Here is a 17,881-nt window from a genome sequence, read left to right on the forward strand (position 1 = left end):
ATCAATGCCAAAGATGCATTTGATGTGTTGGTGATTGGTGGTGGTCCTGCCGGTGGTACTGCGGCAATCTATGCAGCACGTAAAGGCATCAAGACCGGTATCGTGGCTGAACGCTTTGGCGGTCAGGTGATGGATACCATGGACATTGAAAACTTCACCACGGTGCAGAAAACCGTTGGTCCGAAGTTTGCTCAGGATATGGAAGCACATGTCCGTGAATACGGTGTGGATATCATGAACCTGCAACGTGTCAGCAAGATCACAGGTGCAGATCAAACGGCCAACGGTTTGGTTGAAGTTGAACTGGAAAATGGTGCCAAGCTGGAATCGAAAACCATCATTCTTTCCACCGGTGCACGCTGGAGAGAGATGAATGTGCCGGGTGAAGCAGAATACCGTACCCGTGGTGTGGCTTACTGCCCGCACTGTGATGGCCCATTATTCAAAGGCAAACGTGTTGCGGTGATTGGTGGCGGTAACTCGGGTGTAGAAGCAGCGATTGACCTTGCCGGTATTGTTGAACATGTCACACTGGTTGAATTCGATACCAAACTTCGTGCCGACCAAGTGTTGCAAGACAAGTTAAACAGCTTGCCAAATACCACCGTGATCATGAATGCATTGAGTACCGAAGTGGTCGGTGATGGTGCTCAGGTGACGGCATTGAAATATAAAGACCGTGCGACTGATATTGAGCATACGGTTGAGCTGGCAGGGATCTTTGTACAGATCGGCTTATTGCCAAACACTGATTTCCTGAAGAACAGTGCGGTTGAGTTGAGCAACCGTGGCGAGATCGTGATCAACGACCGTAACGAAACCAGTGTCAAGGGTGTATTTGCCGCAGGTGACTGTACCACTGTGCCGTACAAGCAAATTATCATTGCTACCGGTGAAGGTGCCAAAGCCTCACTGTCTGCCTTTGATTACATGATCCGTTCAGGCGTCTAAATAATCTGGCAAAAAAAGCCCCAATGGTTTGGGGCTTTTTTATTGGGTTTAGTTTTTAGTCGGTTTATATAAGCCATGATCGACCAGATGTTCACGTAAAATACGGCGAAGTTCCAGTACGGCTTCAGGTGTTTCCTGAATGGAGTGGCCACCGGTGAAGATCTTTTCCGATACCGCACCATCCAGATGGGCACTTTTATAAGGCACAATGCCATCGGTGATAAGCTCTGGATCATTGCTTTTGGTGACATTTCCCATAATGGAATGGAAAACCAGCCCTTTTTCTGGCGGAATGGTGGCCGTTAATTCCATAAATTTGGATTTTTTACTCAGATCACTTGGGCCATTCTGGATCACGTCATTGGTCAGGGTTTTGACAAACTCCTTAAGGTCCATGTCATCGCTGGTAAGTGTATCCGCCAAAGTGGTCAAGAACGTCGCAGGGAGCTTGATAATCTTTCGGGCTGCCAAGGTAAACCAGCGATCGGCATAATCTGTACCGCGATGCGGGGAGGCCAGGAAAATGGCACGATCAAAATTGGCAATCGGTTCCATTTTCAGTCGCTCGCCAATCACCGGATGTTTGCGCAAACGTGCCTGCTGGCGGCTATTCATCATGGTCAGAGCCTCTTTGGAAATATCCGCATTGCTCACTAAAAGCCGACTGATAATCCCACCCATACTATGACCGATTAAAACTGCATCCTGTGCAGCTGCATCTTTCGGGTTCAGTGAAGCAAAGGCTTGCTTTAACAGGGCATAGATTTGAAAACGGCTTTCCAGAATCGGCATATTGGTGGAGTAGAACACTTGCCAGACCTGATAATGCTCACGTAATACAGGGTCGCCCATAATATCGTTAGTCACTGCAATCCAGGCTTCAGGACTACTGGCCAGACCATGCACCAGTACAATCACTTTCTTATTTGGATTATAAGGTTCAAGCATGTAGAGATGCGGCATGGTCAGATGCTGATCGCGGTCAATCAGGGTCAGGTAGGCAGCAGTGCCTAAGTTATTTTCAGCCAGCCAAAGCCCATAAGGTGCAGAGAAATTGGCTGCCAGTGAATATTCTTTTCCAGCAATACTTACTTTCTCGACACTATAGGGATCATAAACTTTGACTTCAAAGTTTGGATTATTTAAAACATCATTGATCGTTGCAGCCGCATTCTTGGGTTGAGCAATAATGGTCGCAGCCAGATAACGGGCTTTATGAATGTTCGGGTTAACACCATTGGGGTAGTCAAAGCTTAACGGATCAAGAATATATTTATTGTCTCCGTGGGCAGTATTCTCTGAGGAAGGGAATACCGCAACGAAATCCGAGCCGAAACCATCCCGACGGTTAATCGCTCTTAAGCCGGAAAAGTTCATGTTATAGCTGGAAATAAACTTTTCAAGCTGCATGTTTTGCAAGCGCTGATAAGACTGGATATCAATGGTATAGATACTTTTACCAATTTTAATGGTCGGGGTAATGGTTTTAGCCGGATTTCTTAAGCTATGGACATTGACCAGTTTGGTCAAGGCCTGATTATAGAAATCCCGGATCTGAACTTGTCTGTTATCGAAAATACGCTCTTGCGGCTGACGAGCGGTTTTAAATAAATAAGCATAACTATAACGAATGCTCTTATCGAGGGCTTCAAGCTCTTGATCCAGACACTGTTCATAGGTTTTCTGAATTGTTTTTTGTTGTTCTTCGCCCTTATGTTTGCTGAGCTTGCTGACTTTACATTCAGACGAGTCAGACAGACTCATAGCTTTGGAAAGGTATAATTCACTGGAAGTTGATAACAGCTGCTCATCCTGAATCTGCGGAATTTTATGCAGATCTGCAATACATTCATCTGGTGTCTGCATGCAGACTTTTGCTTCTTTGCCTGACATTGACAACACATTGAGACTGGCTTCGCTCAATTTCTTCTGAGTCAGAATACTATTACGCTCGTTCGCAATCGTGACATTCAGGTCTTGCTGTTTCAGACTGACAACTTGGCAGCCACTCATTACCATCGCACTGAGTAGGCTAATCGCAAATAAACGTTGATTCGGGGTAAATGCTAGCATTATAAATCAGCAAGTTGGCTGGGAGATGGTAGCTATAATACGAAAATCGAATGTTTTTTCAATCATCCATAAAAAAATAGACTGTACACGACAGTCTATTTTTCACTACAGCATGGGCGAGTAATTAGTTCAATACTTGCCACACATTCCAGCGTTTTCCAGATTCAACTTCCTTGATCAGACGATCAGTGACTTCAGCCTCATCTGGGTAATTGATTTTGTAGTTCTTTAAGGTTTGAAGCGCATTTTTCTTTTGCTCTAACCAGAGATAATTGTTGGCAGCAGAAAGATAAGCTTCCTGAACACCACCTTTCATCGCCTTATCTAAATAAGGAATCGCTTCACGTTGACCGCCACCTTCAGACAGGCCAAAACCGAACCAGAAGTTTGTTTCAGCATCATTCGGGTTCATTGCCAGAATACGTTGCGCATAGTTCAATGATTTAGTGGTATAAGCGGTACCCAAATCCATATTACGTGCCATTACACTTGCTTTAAAGGCACGTGTCAGAACATCAATAGACGCATTTGGTTTTTCTGCCAAAGCATCCAGTTTTTGCGTGGTTTCTTTTAACTTGGCTTCATAGCCCTTGCGTTCTTGACGGTCAGGGAAGCGAGGTGGATAGTGACGCGCTTTACCTTCAACCAGTTGTAAGAAGTCATCAATCTCGGTCACGTCGACTTCGTTTTCACCAGCAAGAACCGCATATTTAACATTACGTTGTTTGCTGTCGATGGTCGGAACGATCAGTTTATTGATATCTAATGTGGTTGTTTTTGACGGGTCATTCTGTAATGACACCACCATTTTAGTCACAGGTTGGGCTGCAGCATCTTTAAGTGCAACTTCAAAGCTTGGCGGCGCATCATATTTGATTGGATTTAAAGCATAGAACGGTGCGGTTGGTTCTGGCTCTTTGAATACAAATGGCTCAGAAGCTTTATCTTTTTTGACAGGGGCGACGCCACAAGCGGTTAAAAAAGAAGTTGAAAGTACAAGTAATGCCAAAGGCTTAAAATTCATGCTTACATCCATTAATTTTAGTTAAATGAGAAGTAGATCGTTGGTTTCACCAGTCTAGGAAAAGCAAAACCAACTTGCAATGATAAGCTTGTTACATTTCTTATATATCTGCTTATGTTGCCGAAGTTTTGTTCTGTGCTTCGCACTCACGTCTAACTTCTTCAATAATTTTCAGTTCTTCTTTACTCAATGGTTGATTTTTAGAACTTTGCGGAGCGAAACTCGGATCCAGTTCCGACAGGCGCTGACACAGCACATTCATCCGCTTTTCATTTTTTTGCATACGGTCCAGAAGGACACGAATACCTTCTAAAATAGGATCAGACTGATCCTGAGTGGTGGCATAAGGCTGGAAGCCAATACTTTCAGCATAGTCACGGCGACTGACTTCATCCTGTTCAACCTGACTTTTATCTTTAAAGATATATCGGGCAGGGTTACCAACCGCAGTCACATTTTCAGGCACTTCCTTCGTTACGACAGCATTTGAACCGACTTTGGCACCTTTATGCACGGTAAACGGCCCCAGAATTTTTGCGCCAGCACCTACCACCACACCATCTTCCAGCGTCGGATGGCGTTTGCCTTTATTCCAGGTGGTGCCGCCTAAGGTCACACCATGATAAAGCGTGACATCATTACCAATTTCAGCGGTTTCACCAATCACCACGCCCATGCCGTGATCGATAAAGAAACGTTTGCCAATTTTTGCACCCGGATGAATTTCAATCCCTGTGGCAAAGCGGCTAAATGAAGAAAGCAGGCGAGCCGTACCCTTATATTCTTTTTTCCACAATTCATGTGCCATACGATGCATGATCAGCGCATGGATACCCGGATAGGTGGTTAGCACTTCCAGCGTGTTTCGAGCCGCAGGATCACGCGCAAACACAGCCTCGATATCTTCTTTAAGCTGTTTAATCATTTGAACGATCCTCCGTGTTTGTCTTTTTCCATGAACCATTGGCCAATGCCTGAACGCGACTGAAGATGCCGCGTAATAAATGATACTCCATACGATCTAATTGTATCCTGCCAAATAAACGACGCAAGCGTAATGGCAATAAACGCGGATTATTCGGGTCCAAAAACTCGATTTCAGTCAGCATTTTTTCCAGATGAGGATAGAATTCTTCCATCTGTTGCTGTGTCACCAGCGGTTCATCCCATTCCATGCTTTGCTGTTGTTTCAGTTGCATGTGATCGCTTGGCGTATCTTCAGTCTGGGTATTTTGTTCAAGCGCAGCCATTCTCAATTCATAACAGACCACCTGAATGGCTTGTGCCACATTCAGCACCCCATACTCAGGATTGACCGGAATGGTTAAGTGGTAATTGGCCAAGGCCAGTTCTTCGTTGGTCAGTCCCCGATCTTCACGACCAAACACGATGGCAATATGCTGTGCTTTGCTAGCCGCTTGTAAGGCTTCTTTTGCCGCAGGCCGAACATCAAGCAATGGCCATGGAATAGTACGACTACGGGCACTGGTGCCGAAGACAATATGACAATCCTGAATGGCCTGTTCTAAAGTCTCAACAATTTCAATTTGTGCAATCAAATCCTGTGCACCCGCTGCCAAAGCATCAATATCGGGATGTGGATAGGTTTTCGGTGCAACCAGTACCAGCTTGGATAAGCCCATGGTTTTCATTGCACGTAATGCACTACCAATATTGGCGGGGAGGGGGGTATTGACCATGACAATACGGACATGATCCAAATGTTTGGACACGTTATTTGAGTCAAACTGGTTCATATATTATCCAGAATTAAGAGTATTGAGAGACTTCTGCCTGATAGAGATCAAGCGCTTCATCCATTGACATATTATCCGGCGGCGGTGCGATGTTTGCCACTTTAGGCGCTTCAGCCACTCTGGCCGCTTTAGATTTCACCTGATATTCGATCGCAATGGCTTCTTTGCCAAAATAATCCCGCAACTTGCTGAGCAGCTCATCCAGTGGTGCAACTTTCCATTGTGGGCCAAGTTGTAGCTCGGCAGTTGCAAAACTCTGGTCCAGCTGGATGTGCAGTCCGATATGCTGGCACATATCCACATTACAATAAGGGAGAAGAATGGCCTGCAAGTCTTTCGCCAGCGTTTTGCTCATCAGCTCTTGAGCCAGTCGAATCTGAATGCTTTGGGCACGTTTTTGGCGAATTTCATTCAAACTGAATGCCTTACTTAAGCGTGCCATTGGACGGTCAAAACCTTCACGTTCGTAGATTTCACCTTCAATCACCACCACTTGTTCTAAGCGCACCACCTCTTTATAGCGCTGGAAACGCTCGTGGTTACAACTGATTTCGACACGGGCTGTACCATCATCCAGTGTGATCATAATCCGGTTCGGGAAGTTGGCAATATCAACCACTAAACCTGCAAAAACAGTGGTCACACCGCGACGGGTCGGGGTCAGTTCATTCAGTTTTGCAGAAATAAATGATTTCAATTCCGGGCGATAGACATCAATCGGATGACCTGTGAGATAAAGTCCAAGCGTATCTTTTTCACCTTTAAGACGAACTTCATCTGACCAGGGTTTTACTGGTTTAGCGGGTTTGCGTTGAACTTCTTCGACTTCACCAAACAGGTCCATAATCCCTGTTTCACGGTTACTACGCGCTTGCTCGGCGGCTTGCACGGCTTCTGGCAATTGTGCCATCAAGCTGGAACGTTCAATGCCGAGACAATCCAGCGCACCCGCACGAATCAGAGCTTCCAAGGTCCGTTTATTGATCTTTTTCAAATCAATACGATGACAGAAGTCGAATAAGTCCTTATACGGACCTTCATTGATGCGTGAGTCGATGACCGATTGCATGGCCTGCTCACCGACACCTTTAATGGCACCTAAACCATAGACAATGGTGGCTTCATCGCTGGCATGGAAATGATACAAAGACATATTCACTGAAGGTGGCAGTACTTCCAGTTTGTTATTACGGCAGTCATCAATCAGGAACACGATACTGTCGGTGTTCTGCATTTCCGAAGATAAAACCGCCGCCATAAATTCAGCAGGATAATGGGCTTTTAACCAAGCGGTGTGATAGGCAACCAGGGCATAGGCTGCGGCATGCGATTTGTTAAAACCATAGCCTGCGAACTTTTCCATATAGTCAAAGATATGGTTGGCGGTGGCTTCATCAATATCCTTTTTCGCAGCACCTTCAATAAAGATCTGGCGCTGTTTAACCATTTCTTCAGGTTTCTTTTTACCCATGGCACGACGAAGTAAGTCTGCGCCACCAAGGGTATAGCCTGCACAGAACTGTGCAGCCTGCATTACCTGTTCCTGATAAACCATAATCCCGTAGGTCGGTTCTAGCACGCCTTCAAGTAGTGGATGAAGATACTCAAATTCCCCACCATGCATACGATGGATAAAGTCGGGAATCAGGTCCATCGGACCCGGACGATACAAGGAAACGAAGGCAATAATTTCTTCAAATTTGCTTGGTCGTGCTTCCTTCAACATCTTTTTCATGCCGACGGATTCAAACTGGAATACCGCAGTCGTATTTGCTTCAGCAAACACCAGATAAGCATCTTTATCGTCTAAAGGGACATTGGAAATGTTTAGGGGGATCTCGGATTTGATCCGTTTATTGATATTCTGAACGGCATCTTCAATGACCGTCAGGTTACGTAAGCCCAAAAAGTCGAACTTAACCAGACCTGCGGCTTCAACATCGTCCTTATCATATTGTGCAACACGGTTGGTCCCATCAGGATCACACAACACTGCCGAGTAATCGGTAATTTTACCCGGTGCAATGACCACACCGCCGGCATGTTTACCGGTATTACGTGTAATCCCTTCCAGCTTGAGTGCCATTTCCCAGATTTCGGCAGCATCATCGTTGTCCGGATTGGACGGGTTGGTGACGATATCCTTGAGCTGCGGTTCCATATCAATCGCAGTGGCCAGATCAACACCCAGTGGCTTGGTCGGTACCATTTTGGAAATACGGTCAGCCAGACCATAAGATTTACCCAAGACACGGGCCACATCCCGGATCGCACCTTTTGCCGCCATGGTACCGAAGGTGGCAATCTGTGAAACCGCTTGACGACCATAATTTTGTGCCACGTATTCAATTACACGGTCACGGCCTGCAATACAGAAATCGACGTCAAAGTCGGGCATCGAGACACGTTCCGGATTTAAGAAACGTTCAAACAGCAGGTCATAACGGAGTGGGTCAAGATCGGTAATTTTTAAGCTATACGCAACTAGTGAGCCTGCACCTGAACCACGGCCCGGACCAACAGGCACGCCATTATTTTTGGCCCATTGAATGAAGTCCATGACGATCAGGAAGTAACCCGGGAATCCCATCTTGAGAATAATGTCGACTTCATATTTGATTCGCTCATCATACGGTTTGCGAATCTCAGCCCAGTCTTCGTCACGTTCAGCAACTGGATAAAGTACATTTAAACGTTCTTCTAAACCTTCACGAGACAAATGCTCGAAATAGGTGTCGATGGTATAGCCATCTGGAATCGGGAAATCAGGTAAGAAATAAGTCCCGAGCTGTAAAGCGACATTACAACGTTTTGCAATATGGTAAGTATTTTCAATCGCACTCGGAATGTCTGAAAACAGCTCAGACATTTGTTCGCCCGTTTTAAAATATTGTTCAGGGCTATAGTTTTTGGGGCGTTTAGCATCGCCAAGGACATAACCGTCCGCAATACAGACACGCGCTTCATGCGCGTCAAAATCTATTTGCTCAACAAAGTGAACATCATTATGGGCAACAACACCAATCTGATATTTGGCGGCTAGTTTTACCGCTTGCTGAATAAAATCTTCTTCACCGACACGTTCAGTACGGGTTAAGGCCAGATAAACGCGATTACCAAATTTCTCAATCCATGCTTCCAGTAAAGGTTCAGCTTTTTGTGGATTGGAAGAGCAGAGCATTTTGCCCACATCGCTATGTTGACCCAACATGACAATCAGGTCTTCAGCCTGTTCAAGTATCCACTCTTTTTGTACGCATGGAATACTTAACTGTTGGCCTTCGATAAAACCGCGAGACACGATTTCAGTCAGGTTACGCCAGCCGGTATTGCTCATGGCCAGCAGGGTGGCACGATGTTCGGCATCGTTGAGGCGAATGACACTGCCTAAAACCGGTTTAATGCCTTTTTTTAGGCAGGCTTCATAAAATTTTACTGCGGCATGCAGGTTGGATAAGTCTGTGAGTGCCAGCGCAGGCATCTCATCTTTTACGGCAGCCTTGACCAAATCAGGTATGCGAACAATCGATTCCGTGATCGAGAATTCTGTATGGATACCGAGATGAACAAACCGCATAGAAGGACTATCCTTTTTCAAACCAACGCATAGTTTAGCATGCAAACCGAAAATGGCATGCTTAATATTTTGGCAAACCGTATCTTTGCTTTGTTATTTCGCTGAAAAGATAAAAATTAGTTTTTGATTTCCTTACATATATCAATATCGATTTACATCATTGGTTTTATCGCTAGAATGTGATCGCATAAAAATATAGCAATATGAGTTAGATAATGAAATTTAAAAATATTGTGCTTGCAATATTGTTGACCAGCAGTTGGGTAAATTTATCTTATGCCGATGACGCGCCAGACCGACAAGCTTTAATGGTACAGGCTCAGTCTGGTGATATAAATGCGCAATATGAGCTGGCTAAAGCCTACTATTTTGCTGAAGGCGTAGAATGGAATTATGATGAAGCCTTGACGTGGTTTAAAAGAGCTGCCGCACAAGGAAATGCGGATGCAATGTACCAGGTCGGTTATATGTATGATCTGGGAGAGGGTATTGAAGAAGATAACCTGACTGCCATGAAATGGTATGCCCAAGCTGCAGAAAAAGGGCAATTACGAGCACAATATAGTTTGGGTTATCTTTATCTTTCTGATGAAGACGGGGTGGTAACCAACCTTAAAAAGGGCGTGGAATGGATTACGCGAGCTGCAGATGCCGGATTTGATGTGGCTCAGACGACGTTAGGACGTATGTATGAGGCAGGGCTGAAAGGTCTGCCGCAAGATCTTGGAAAGGCAAGACACTATTTACAGTTGGCTGCTCAGCAAGGTGACGCTACGGCAATGAATGCCTTGGCCTTTTTTTATATTGAAGGGACTGGAGGCGTCGAGAAAGATAATAAAGAGGCTTTGCGGTTATTTAGCTTGGCTTCTGAGGCATCTGGTCTTGCTTCTTTTAGTGCAGGACTGATGCATGAGTATGGTGAAGGAACCATTAAAAACTATAAAAAGGCAGCCGAGTTTTATGAACGTGCCTTAGAGCAGGATAATGAAGAGGGCTGGCAGGGACTTGCGCGTCTATATAAAACTGGTGGTTTCGGTCTGGCCAAAAACCTGAAAAAATCGCAACAATATGAAAGAATATGGCGGGAAGCTCAAAGCGAGAACAATGCATCGGAATAAATATAAAAAAATCCCCCTTTACTGAGAGGGGGATTTTTTTATTAACGCATTTTTGCCAGGAAGCGACCGAGGCGATTGATTGCTTCACGCAGCTCATTTTCTGCAGGCAGGAACACCACACGGAAGTGGTCTGGTGTTGGCCAGTTAAAGCCGGTGCCTTGTACCAATAATACTTTTTCAGCTTTTAACAGATCCAGCATCAGTTTCTCGTCATCTTCAACTGGATAAACCGCTGGATCAAGTTTAGGGAAGCAGTACATTGCGCCATCAGGCTTCACACAGCTGAGGCCGGGAATTTCATTCAGCATTTCCCAGGCAATATTACGCTGTTCATATAAACGTCCACCCGGGCGAATCAAGTCATTAATCGACTGATAACCGCCTAAGGCTGTTTGAATTGCATATTGCGCTTGGTGGTTGGCACATAAGCGCATTGAAGCCAGCATATCCAGACCTTCAATATAGTCTGCAGCACGTGCTTTATTGCCTGTAATTGCCATCCAGCCCGCGCGATAACCGGCAATCCGGTAGGCTTTGGACAAGCCATTGAATGAAATACACAACTGGTCGCCCGCCAATGCTGCGACAGCGACATGTTCAATGCCGTCATACACGATTTTGTCGTAGATTTCGTCAGCAAATAAAATCAGGTCGTGCTTTTTCGCCAATGCAACAATTTGCTCTAACACATGGCGTGGATAAACTGAACCGGTCGGGTTGTTCGGGTTGATAATCACGATACCACGGGTATTTGGCGTAATTTTGCTTTCCATATCCGCGATATCTGGATACCAGTAGTTCTCCGAATCACATTTATAATGAACTGCGGTACCGCCAGAAAGATTTACCGCTGCTGTCCATAACGGATAGTCGGGCATCGGCACCAGCATTTCATCGCCATCATCCAGCAGACCTTGCATGGCCATCACGATCAGTTCAGACACGCCGTTGCCGACATAGACATCATTCACATGCATATCGAAGATGCCTTTCTGCTGGTAGTATTGGCAGATGGCTTTACGTGCAGGGAAGATCCCCTTTGAATCGGTGTAGCCAATCGCATTCGGCAGGTTTAAAGCGACATCATTAATAATTTCTTGAGGGGCTTCAAAGCCAAATGGGGCAGGATTACCGATATTCAGTTTGATAATCTTGTGTCCTTGCTCCTCCATTTCATTGGCGGCTCGTAGTACAGGTCCTCGGATGTCATAACAAACATGCTCAAGCTTAGATGATTTTTTAATTTCTCGGCTTGATGGATGAGACTGGGGAACAACTGTACTTTTAGACATAGCAGGATTCACTTTTGCATATCGGTATAAATAACTTTTAAAGGTTTCCACTGTGACCAGATTGAGATCATGCTGATCTCTCAGCAATTCAACAATCTTTTCATGGGTAAAACCCGATTGTTGATATTGTCTGATGGTTGGTAATAAGTTCTGGAACACCACACTTTTCTTCTGAGACATTTCTTGTCCTATACAACCGTGCGAAACAAGAATATCACTATATTTGCTCACGCAAAAGACAATATTGTTAAAATTTGCTTACTTTGAATATTTAAATTGCTTTCTTTTTGCTATTTCTAGGTTTAGATGCTTAAACTTCAACAAATTATACGATCTGAGACTAGAGTTTTTTTTGCGAATGGCGTAAATATAAAATCTGATCATCAAGATATTTTTAACATCAGAATAAAAGGTGCAGGTTATGGGAAAAGTGAATAAAACAGACCGAGAATGGCAAAGAGAGTTATCCGCAGAAGAATATCGCATCACCCGTCAAAAAGGCACAGAACCCGCATTTACAGGACAATATTGGAATAACAAGCAACATGGTACTTATGTGTGTCGTTGTTGTGGTGCGGAATTGTTTTCTTCCGATACAAAATACGATAGCGGCTGTGGCTGGCCAAGCTTCTTTAAGCCGATTGATAGTGTGGCAATAGAAGAACATGAAGATTTATCGCATGGTATGGTCAGAACAGAAATTGTCTGCCATGATTGCGATGCACATTTGGGCCATGTGTTTGAGGATGGCCCACAGCCGACAGGACTGCGTTATTGCGTGAATTCGGCATCATTACAACTTAAAACAGATGAGAAGAATGACGAGGAAACTTATCCATGAGTAACATTTATCAGTTTGAAGCTGAGTTGTTAGAGGGAGAAACAAAAGCGCTCGCTGATTATAAAGGCAAGGTCATGCTGATTGTAAATACTGCAAGTAAGTGTGGCTTTACTCCGCAGTTTGCCGGATTAGAAAAACTTTATGAAAAATATAAATCTCAGGGACTTGAAGTATTAGGATTTCCTTGCAATCAGTTTGGAGGACAGGATCCGGGGACCAATAAAGAAATCGGGACCTTTTGCCAGCGTAATTATGGCGTCAGTTTTCCCATGTTTGCCAAGGTGGATGTCAAAGGGCCTGAAGCCCATGTGATTTTCCGTTATTTAACCCGTGAGGCAAAAGGGCTTTTGGGTAGTCGTAATATCAAATGGAATTTCACCAAGTTTCTGGTTGGCCGTAATGGTGAGGTGTTGGAGCGTTATGCCCCAACCACTAAACCAGAGGCCTTAGAAGCAGATATTGAAAAAGCTTTAGCGCAGAAATGATCGGGATACCGGTTAAAGGTTTAAGTTATTTTGAACTCAAGCGTTGAGTTTTGGCGCCATCCGGACATGCCGTACGTTGAAACACGTAGGGCATGTCAAAGCCGGATCTGTTATAAATCGCATAGCCATCCTACCTTTTCAATCGGGGCTGTTGATGCGGGGCAGAGTCATTTTTCCAGTTCCTTTGCTTCCGAACAGTTAATTCAGGCGGGTAGCGTCGTGGTTATTCCAGCCCATGTAGAGCATGCTTGTAATCCTTTACCGCAACAGGCCTGGAGTTACCAGATGATGCATCTTGATGCAACATGGTTCGCTGGGCTGCTTGATGAGCTTCAACAGGAAATGGATTTGCATTTGGATTTAAACACCTCCTATGTGCCGCAATTAAGACCTACAATTCTCCATGACCACCATCTTTACACTGCATTTACTACATTAAATCAGTGGTTATTTGATCCTCAGATTTCACGGTTGGAAAAAGAACAATATTTGATTAATACCTTAACCGAAATGTTAATACCGAATTTTCATTGGGAAAATATTGGGGAAGCGGGTTATTTTCAGTCCTATTTACCTCGTTTGATCGAGTGTCTGGCGAGTGATATTGAGGATTTATCACTACAGCAACTGGCTGAAAAATTACAGATCAGCCGCTATGCACTGATCCGGCTGTTTAAACAATATTTGGGTTTAACCCCACATGCTTATCAATTAAATCAAAAGGTCAATCAGGCGCGTTTACGTTTACGTCAGGGCTGTGATCTGGCCGAGCTGGCACATGAGTTAGAGTTTACGGACCAAAGTCATTTTCATCGTGTATTTAAACAATATACGGGGGTTACCCCAAAACAATATGCTAAAAAATCTTAGTGCTCGCAATTTTGTACAAGAATAAAGTTTTAAGCTTTTTTAAGCTGGCTCTCCTTCATCTGGAGAGCGGCTATGGAGCTTTTTTTAACCATTGTTGTGACGCATTTTATTGCTTTGCTGACGCCTGGGGCTGATTTCTTTTTAATTTTAAAAACCTTGATACAAAGCCAAATAAAGGCAGCGCGCTTGACGTGTATGGGGATTGCACTGGGGAATGCCATTATTCTGCTAGTGATTTATTGCAGTCTATTCTTGCTGGGCAAAGTCAATACCGAATTACTGGTCGTGATGAAATGGTTGGGTGTGCTTTATTTTGCTTATCTGGCAGTTCAATGTTTTCGCGCTGCACGTTCTGCACAGATATTGACTAAAGCCGAACCGGGACATGATGCTCGACCACCAAAACAAGCACTATTCAGGCACTTTTTACTGGGTTTGGGTTCGAGTCTGCTCAATCCCAAGAACCTGATGTTTTATTCGGTGTTGGTGATCCTGATCTATCCTCAATACAATGTAATGCAAAATATTCTGGTCTGTGGCTGGATGGTGGGCGTGGTGTTGATCTGGAATCTGGCGATGGTGAAATTGATGAGCGCAACCATGTATCTGTCATGGTTAAATCAGCAGATGCATTATTTGTATTATCTGGCGGGCAGCAGTTTTATCTTTTTTATGCTGGCACTGATATTATCCTGAACATAAAAAAGACGGTCATATGACCGTCTTTTTTAACTCCGACCTATTGAGAGGATTCAATCGATGGAGGTTGGGACTTCCTGAAGCTGTGGATTTTGCGATTAATATCATCAATAAAAGTATACACCACCGGAATCACCAGTAAGGACAAGAAGGTACTGGTAATCAAGCCGCCAATCACCGAAATCGCCATCGGTGCCCGGAAACTCGGATCAGTACCAATGCCTAAGGCAATCGGCAACATCCCTGCACCCATGGCCAGCGTGGTCATGATAATCGGACGTGCCCGTTTATGGCAGGCATCCAGCAAGGCATTGAAGCGGGAGGAATGTTTTTCATCTCTGGCAATAATGGCGTAATCCACCAGTAGAATCGAGTTCTTGCTGGCGATCCCCATCAGCATAATCAGACCGATCAGGCTTGGCATCGAGAAACTGCTTTTCGCCAGTAGCAGCATCACAAATGCACCGCCAAGCGATAAAGGTAGGGCTACCAGAATGGTAATCGGTTGCAGGAAGTCTTTGAATAACAGCACCAGCACCACATAAATACACAATACGCCGGTTAACATGGCAAGCCCAAAGCTTGAAAACAGTTCCTGCATGACTTCGGCATCACCAATATTGGTACGTTTCACCGTCGGTGGCAGATTCTTCATGGTTGGGAGCTGGTCAACTTTTGCTGCGATATCACCCAGCGGCTGATTATTCAGCTCGATGGTAAAGTTGATGTTGCGTAAGCGGTTAAAGCGGTCAATCTGCGATGGACCACTTTCAATATTGACATCGGCAATGGTACCTAACATGACAGGGCCATGACTGCCTTTGACCATTAGGCGTTTCATCAATTCCTGATCCTGACGTGCGGATAGCGGTAGCTTGATCACCACAGGAACCTGACGTTGCGACAGGTTTAACTTGGCCAGATTCTGGTCGAAATCACCTGCTGTCGCAATACGCAAAGTCTCTGCAATATCATAGGTGGTGACGCCCAGATCAGCTGCTTTGGCAAAGTCTGGACGAATCACCAGTTCGGGACGAATCAGGGCAGCACTTGAAGTGATACTTCCTACATTGGGAACAGTTCGTAATTCACGTTCAAGGCTCCGTGCGGTTGCCATGAGTGTATCTGGATCATCCCCAGACAGTGCGATCTGGTATTGGCTATTGTTACCTGCAAGCCCGACCTGTATACGTGCACCAGGAAGTGGGGCAAGGCGTTGGCGCAGTTCATCTTCAATGTCTTGCAAACTGGCACTACGATCAGAGCGTTCCGTGGTCTGAATTGTGAGGGTGGCTTTACGCGGTTCACTGGATGCGCCACCTGAAAACGGATCTGATCCTGCAGCACCGCCACCAATGGTGGTATAGATACTTTTGATTTCAGGATGGTCTTTAATCAGATTGCGTGCATATTCGGCAGTTTTAAGGGTATCCCCGAATTGAGAACCGGGTGTTAGCTCCAGACGAACCTGTGTTTGCCCGGTATCAGGGGGCGGCACAAATCCTGTCGGTAATAAGGGAATCAGCATGACCGAGGCAATAAAGAAGGCAATTGCACCACCTAAGGTGATCCAGCGATGATTGAGACACCAGGTGACCAGTCGCATATAACCACGCATGACTTTGCCATCTTTGGCGCGGTCTTTGGCTAAACGGGCTGTGCCTTGATCTGCCGCCGTTTTGGCATCTGAAGCATCGTCCTGCTGTTCAACTTTGCCGATCCACGGTTTCAGGATATAGGCAGACATCATCGGGGTAAGCAAACGTGCAACCAAGAGGGAAGCAAAAATTGCCAATGCTGCAGTCCAGCCAAACTGAACAAAGAATTTTCCTGCAATGCCACTCATAAAGGCAGTCGGCAGGAATACGGCAATCAGGGTGAAAGTGGTTGCAATCACGGCCAGACCAATTTCATCGGCAGCTTCCATCGCAGCTTCATAGGGGGTCTTGCCCATGCGCAGATGCCGTATGATATTTTCAATTTCTACAATCGCATCATCGACCAGAATCCCGACCACCAGTGACATGGCCAGTAGTGTTACGGTATTGAGGGTAAAGCCAAAGAAATACATGCCGATCATGGCAGGCAAAATAGACAATGGCAGGGCAGTTGCGGCAATAATCGTGGCACGCCAGTCACGTAAGAATAACCACACCACCAAAATCGCCAGAATAGCGCCTTCATACAGCAGCGACATTGAGCCTTCGTAATTGTCAACCACAGGATTGACGAAGTTAAACGCTTCGGTAATCTTGATATCCGGATGTGCCGTTTTCAGTTTATCCAGTGCTTCAGCGACACCTTTTTGAACATCAACCTCACTGGCCCCTTTACTGCGGGTGATTTCAAAACCAATGACGGGCTGTCCATTTAACAATGCAGCTGAACGTCTTTCGGCAATCCCGTCACGAACCGTGGCGACCTGATCCAGACGAATATGCCGACCATCACTTAAGGCAATATCCATTGCACCAATTTCATCTGCTGTCTTGACCGTGGCAATGGTACGAATCGATTGTTCACTGCCCCCAATTTTGGTTTGTCCACCGGAAGCATCTTGCTGGACTAAACGCAGTTGACGGGTAATATCGGTCGCCGTTGCATTCAGTGCCAAGAGTTTTTCAGGATCAAGTTCAACATCAACCTGACGTGTCACACCGCCAACACGTGCCACTGCACCAACCCCTTTGACCTGAAGCATGGCACGGGCAATGTCGTAATCCACAAACCATGACAGCGCTTCTTCATCCATTTTTGGCGACTGGATGGTATAAGTCAGAATCGGAGAGCCAGACAGGTTAATCTTGCTAACAATGGGGTCGCGTAGATCAGCAGGTAAATCGGAACGAACCTGCGATACTGCATTACGCACGTCATCCACCGCTTCCTGCAGGGGCTTTTCCAGCTGGAATTCTGCGGTGACCGTCACTACGCCATCCTGAATATTGGTGTACTGGTTTCTGAGTCCTTGCAGGGTGGCAATCGAGTTTTCGATTTTACGCGCCACTTCAGTCTCAAGTTGTGGCGGCGCAGCACCGGGAAGGGCTGCGGTGACCGTGACCATCGGCAGTTCAATATCAGGGAACTGCTGGATCTTCATCCATTTAAAGCATAATAATCCCGCCAGACCCAGCATGATAAATAACAGGATGCCGGGAATAGGATTACGGATCGACCAGGCGGAGAAATTCATA

The 17,881-nt window shown here is 45.4% G+C and carries 13 protein-coding genes; 6 read left to right on the top strand and 7 right to left on the bottom strand.

Annotated features, from left to right (window positions below):
* A partial coding sequence (gene ahpF / locus J699_RS18285) for an alkyl hydroperoxide reductase subunit F (RefSeq protein ID WP_032882651.1) occupies positions 1 to 951 on the top strand: 951 nt, incomplete at its 5' end.
* A 48-nt stretch (positions 952 to 999) separates the two neighbouring features.
* Here the strand turns inward: ahpF and J699_RS18280 are convergent.
* The 5 genes from J699_RS18280 to dnaE form a co-directional block, all read right to left on the bottom strand.
* A complete protein-coding gene (locus J699_RS18280) occupies positions 1,000 to 3,024 on the bottom strand; it encodes an esterase/lipase family protein (RefSeq protein ID WP_032868775.1) in 2,025 nt (674 codons plus the stop codon).
* Between the two features lie 124 nt (positions 3,025 to 3,148).
* Positions 3,149 to 4,048: an ABUW_2363 family tetratricopeptide repeat lipoprotein gene (locus J699_RS18275; protein WP_005229843.1), complete on the bottom strand. Its 900-nt coding sequence runs from the start codon at positions 4,046 to 4,048 to the stop codon at positions 3,149 to 3,151.
* A gap of 112 nt (positions 4,049 to 4,160) precedes the next feature.
* Positions 4,161 to 4,973, bottom strand: a complete 813-nt coding sequence (cysE, locus tag J699_RS18270; RefSeq protein WP_005229844.1) for a serine O-acetyltransferase — start codon at positions 4,971 to 4,973, stop codon at positions 4,161 to 4,163.
* Positions 4,966 to 5,805, bottom strand: coding sequence for an RNA methyltransferase (locus tag J699_RS18265; RefSeq protein ID WP_032882653.1), 840 nt, complete (start codon positions 5,803 to 5,805; stop codon positions 4,966 to 4,968). The genes cysE and J699_RS18265 overlap by 8 nt, the downstream gene beginning before the upstream one ends.
* A gap of 13 nt (positions 5,806 to 5,818) precedes the next feature.
* Positions 5,819 to 9,382, bottom strand: a complete 3,564-nt coding sequence (gene dnaE / locus J699_RS18260; protein ID WP_032868779.1) for a DNA polymerase III subunit alpha — start codon at positions 9,380 to 9,382, stop codon at positions 5,819 to 5,821.
* A gap of 215 nt (positions 9,383 to 9,597) precedes the next feature.
* Here dnaE and J699_RS18255 point away from each other — a divergent pair, with 215 nt between their 5' ends.
* Positions 9,598 to 10,500 carry a tetratricopeptide repeat protein gene (locus tag J699_RS18255; RefSeq protein ID WP_032882654.1) on the top strand — a complete coding sequence of 301 codons (903 nt, stop codon included), beginning with the start codon at positions 9,598 to 9,600 and terminating at the stop codon, positions 10,498 to 10,500.
* Positions 10,501 to 10,541: 41 nt separating this feature from the next.
* On the opposite strand, the gene J699_RS18250 is transcribed toward J699_RS18255, so the two are convergent.
* Positions 10,542 to 11,972 (bottom strand): pyridoxal phosphate-dependent aminotransferase, encoded by a 1,431-nt coding sequence (locus J699_RS18250; protein ID WP_005229851.1) that lies wholly within the window; start codon positions 11,970 to 11,972, stop codon positions 10,542 to 10,544.
* Between the two features lie 241 nt (positions 11,973 to 12,213).
* Between J699_RS18250 and msrB the strand changes: the two genes are divergently transcribed.
* The 4 genes from msrB (at position 12,214) to J699_RS18230 (ending at position 14,684) form a co-directional block, all read left to right on the top strand.
* A complete protein-coding gene (gene msrB, locus J699_RS18245) occupies positions 12,214 to 12,633 on the top strand; it encodes a peptide-methionine (R)-S-oxide reductase MsrB (RefSeq protein WP_004771736.1) in 420 nt (139 codons plus the stop codon).
* Positions 12,630 to 13,118 (top strand): glutathione peroxidase, encoded by a 489-nt coding sequence (locus tag J699_RS18240; protein WP_005229853.1) that lies wholly within the window; start codon positions 12,630 to 12,632, stop codon positions 13,116 to 13,118. Before msrB ends, J699_RS18240 begins: the two co-directional genes overlap by 4 nt.
* Before the next feature lie 66 nt (positions 13,119 to 13,184).
* Positions 13,185 to 13,988 carry a helix-turn-helix transcriptional regulator gene (locus J699_RS18235; protein ID WP_032868784.1) on the top strand — a complete coding sequence of 268 codons (804 nt, stop codon included), beginning with the start codon at positions 13,185 to 13,187 and terminating at the stop codon, positions 13,986 to 13,988.
* A gap of 72 nt (positions 13,989 to 14,060) precedes the next feature.
* Complete coding sequence (locus J699_RS18230; RefSeq protein ID WP_032868786.1) at positions 14,061 to 14,684, top strand: LysE family translocator; 624 nt, start codon at positions 14,061 to 14,063, stop codon at positions 14,682 to 14,684.
* 43 nt (positions 14,685 to 14,727) lie between these two features.
* Here the strand turns inward: J699_RS18230 and J699_RS18225 are convergent, their stop codons facing one another.
* Positions 14,728 to 17,880: an efflux RND transporter permease subunit gene (locus tag J699_RS18225; RefSeq protein WP_032882655.1), complete on the bottom strand. Its 3,153-nt coding sequence runs from the start codon at positions 17,878 to 17,880 to the stop codon at positions 14,728 to 14,730.
* Between the last annotated feature and the right edge of the window lies 1 nt (position 17,881).

Source organism: Acinetobacter sp. 1000160, assembly GCF_000588715.1.
In the GTDB taxonomy this organism is placed as follows: Bacteria; Pseudomonadota; Gammaproteobacteria; order Pseudomonadales; family Moraxellaceae; genus Acinetobacter; species Acinetobacter courvalinii.

Coding starts and splice junctions, on each gene's coding strand:
- J699_RS18225 (WP_032882655.1), bottom strand. CDS start 17,880: ATGAATTTCTCCGCCTGGTCGATCCGTAATCCTATTCCCGGCATCCTG.
- J699_RS18275 (WP_005229843.1), bottom strand. CDS start 4,048: ATGAATTTTAAGCCTTTGGCATTACTTGTACTTTCAACTTCTTTTTTA.
- dnaE (WP_032868779.1), bottom strand. CDS start 9,382: ATGCGGTTTGTTCATCTCGGTATCCATACAGAATTCTCGATCACGGAA.
- J699_RS18265 (WP_032882653.1), bottom strand. CDS start 5,805: ATGAACCAGTTTGACTCAAATAACGTGTCCAAACATTTGGATCATGTC.
- J699_RS18235 (WP_032868784.1), top strand. CDS start 13,185: ATGCCGTACGTTGAAACACGTAGGGCATGTCAAAGCCGGATCTGTTAT.
- J699_RS18230 (WP_032868786.1), top strand. CDS start 14,061: ATGGAGCTTTTTTTAACCATTGTTGTGACGCATTTTATTGCTTTGCTG.
- cysE (WP_005229844.1), bottom strand. CDS start 4,973: ATGATTAAACAGCTTAAAGAAGATATCGAGGCTGTGTTTGCGCGTGAT.
- J699_RS18240 (WP_005229853.1), top strand. CDS start 12,630: ATGAGTAACATTTATCAGTTTGAAGCTGAGTTGTTAGAGGGAGAAACA.
- J699_RS18250 (WP_005229851.1), bottom strand. CDS start 11,972: ATGTCTCAGAAGAAAAGTGTGGTGTTCCAGAACTTATTACCAACCATC.
- J699_RS18255 (WP_032882654.1), top strand. CDS start 9,598: ATGAAATTTAAAAATATTGTGCTTGCAATATTGTTGACCAGCAGTTGG.
- J699_RS18280 (WP_032868775.1), bottom strand. CDS start 3,024: ATGCTAGCATTTACCCCGAATCAACGTTTATTTGCGATTAGCCTACTC.
- msrB (WP_004771736.1), top strand. CDS start 12,214: ATGGGAAAAGTGAATAAAACAGACCGAGAATGGCAAAGAGAGTTATCC.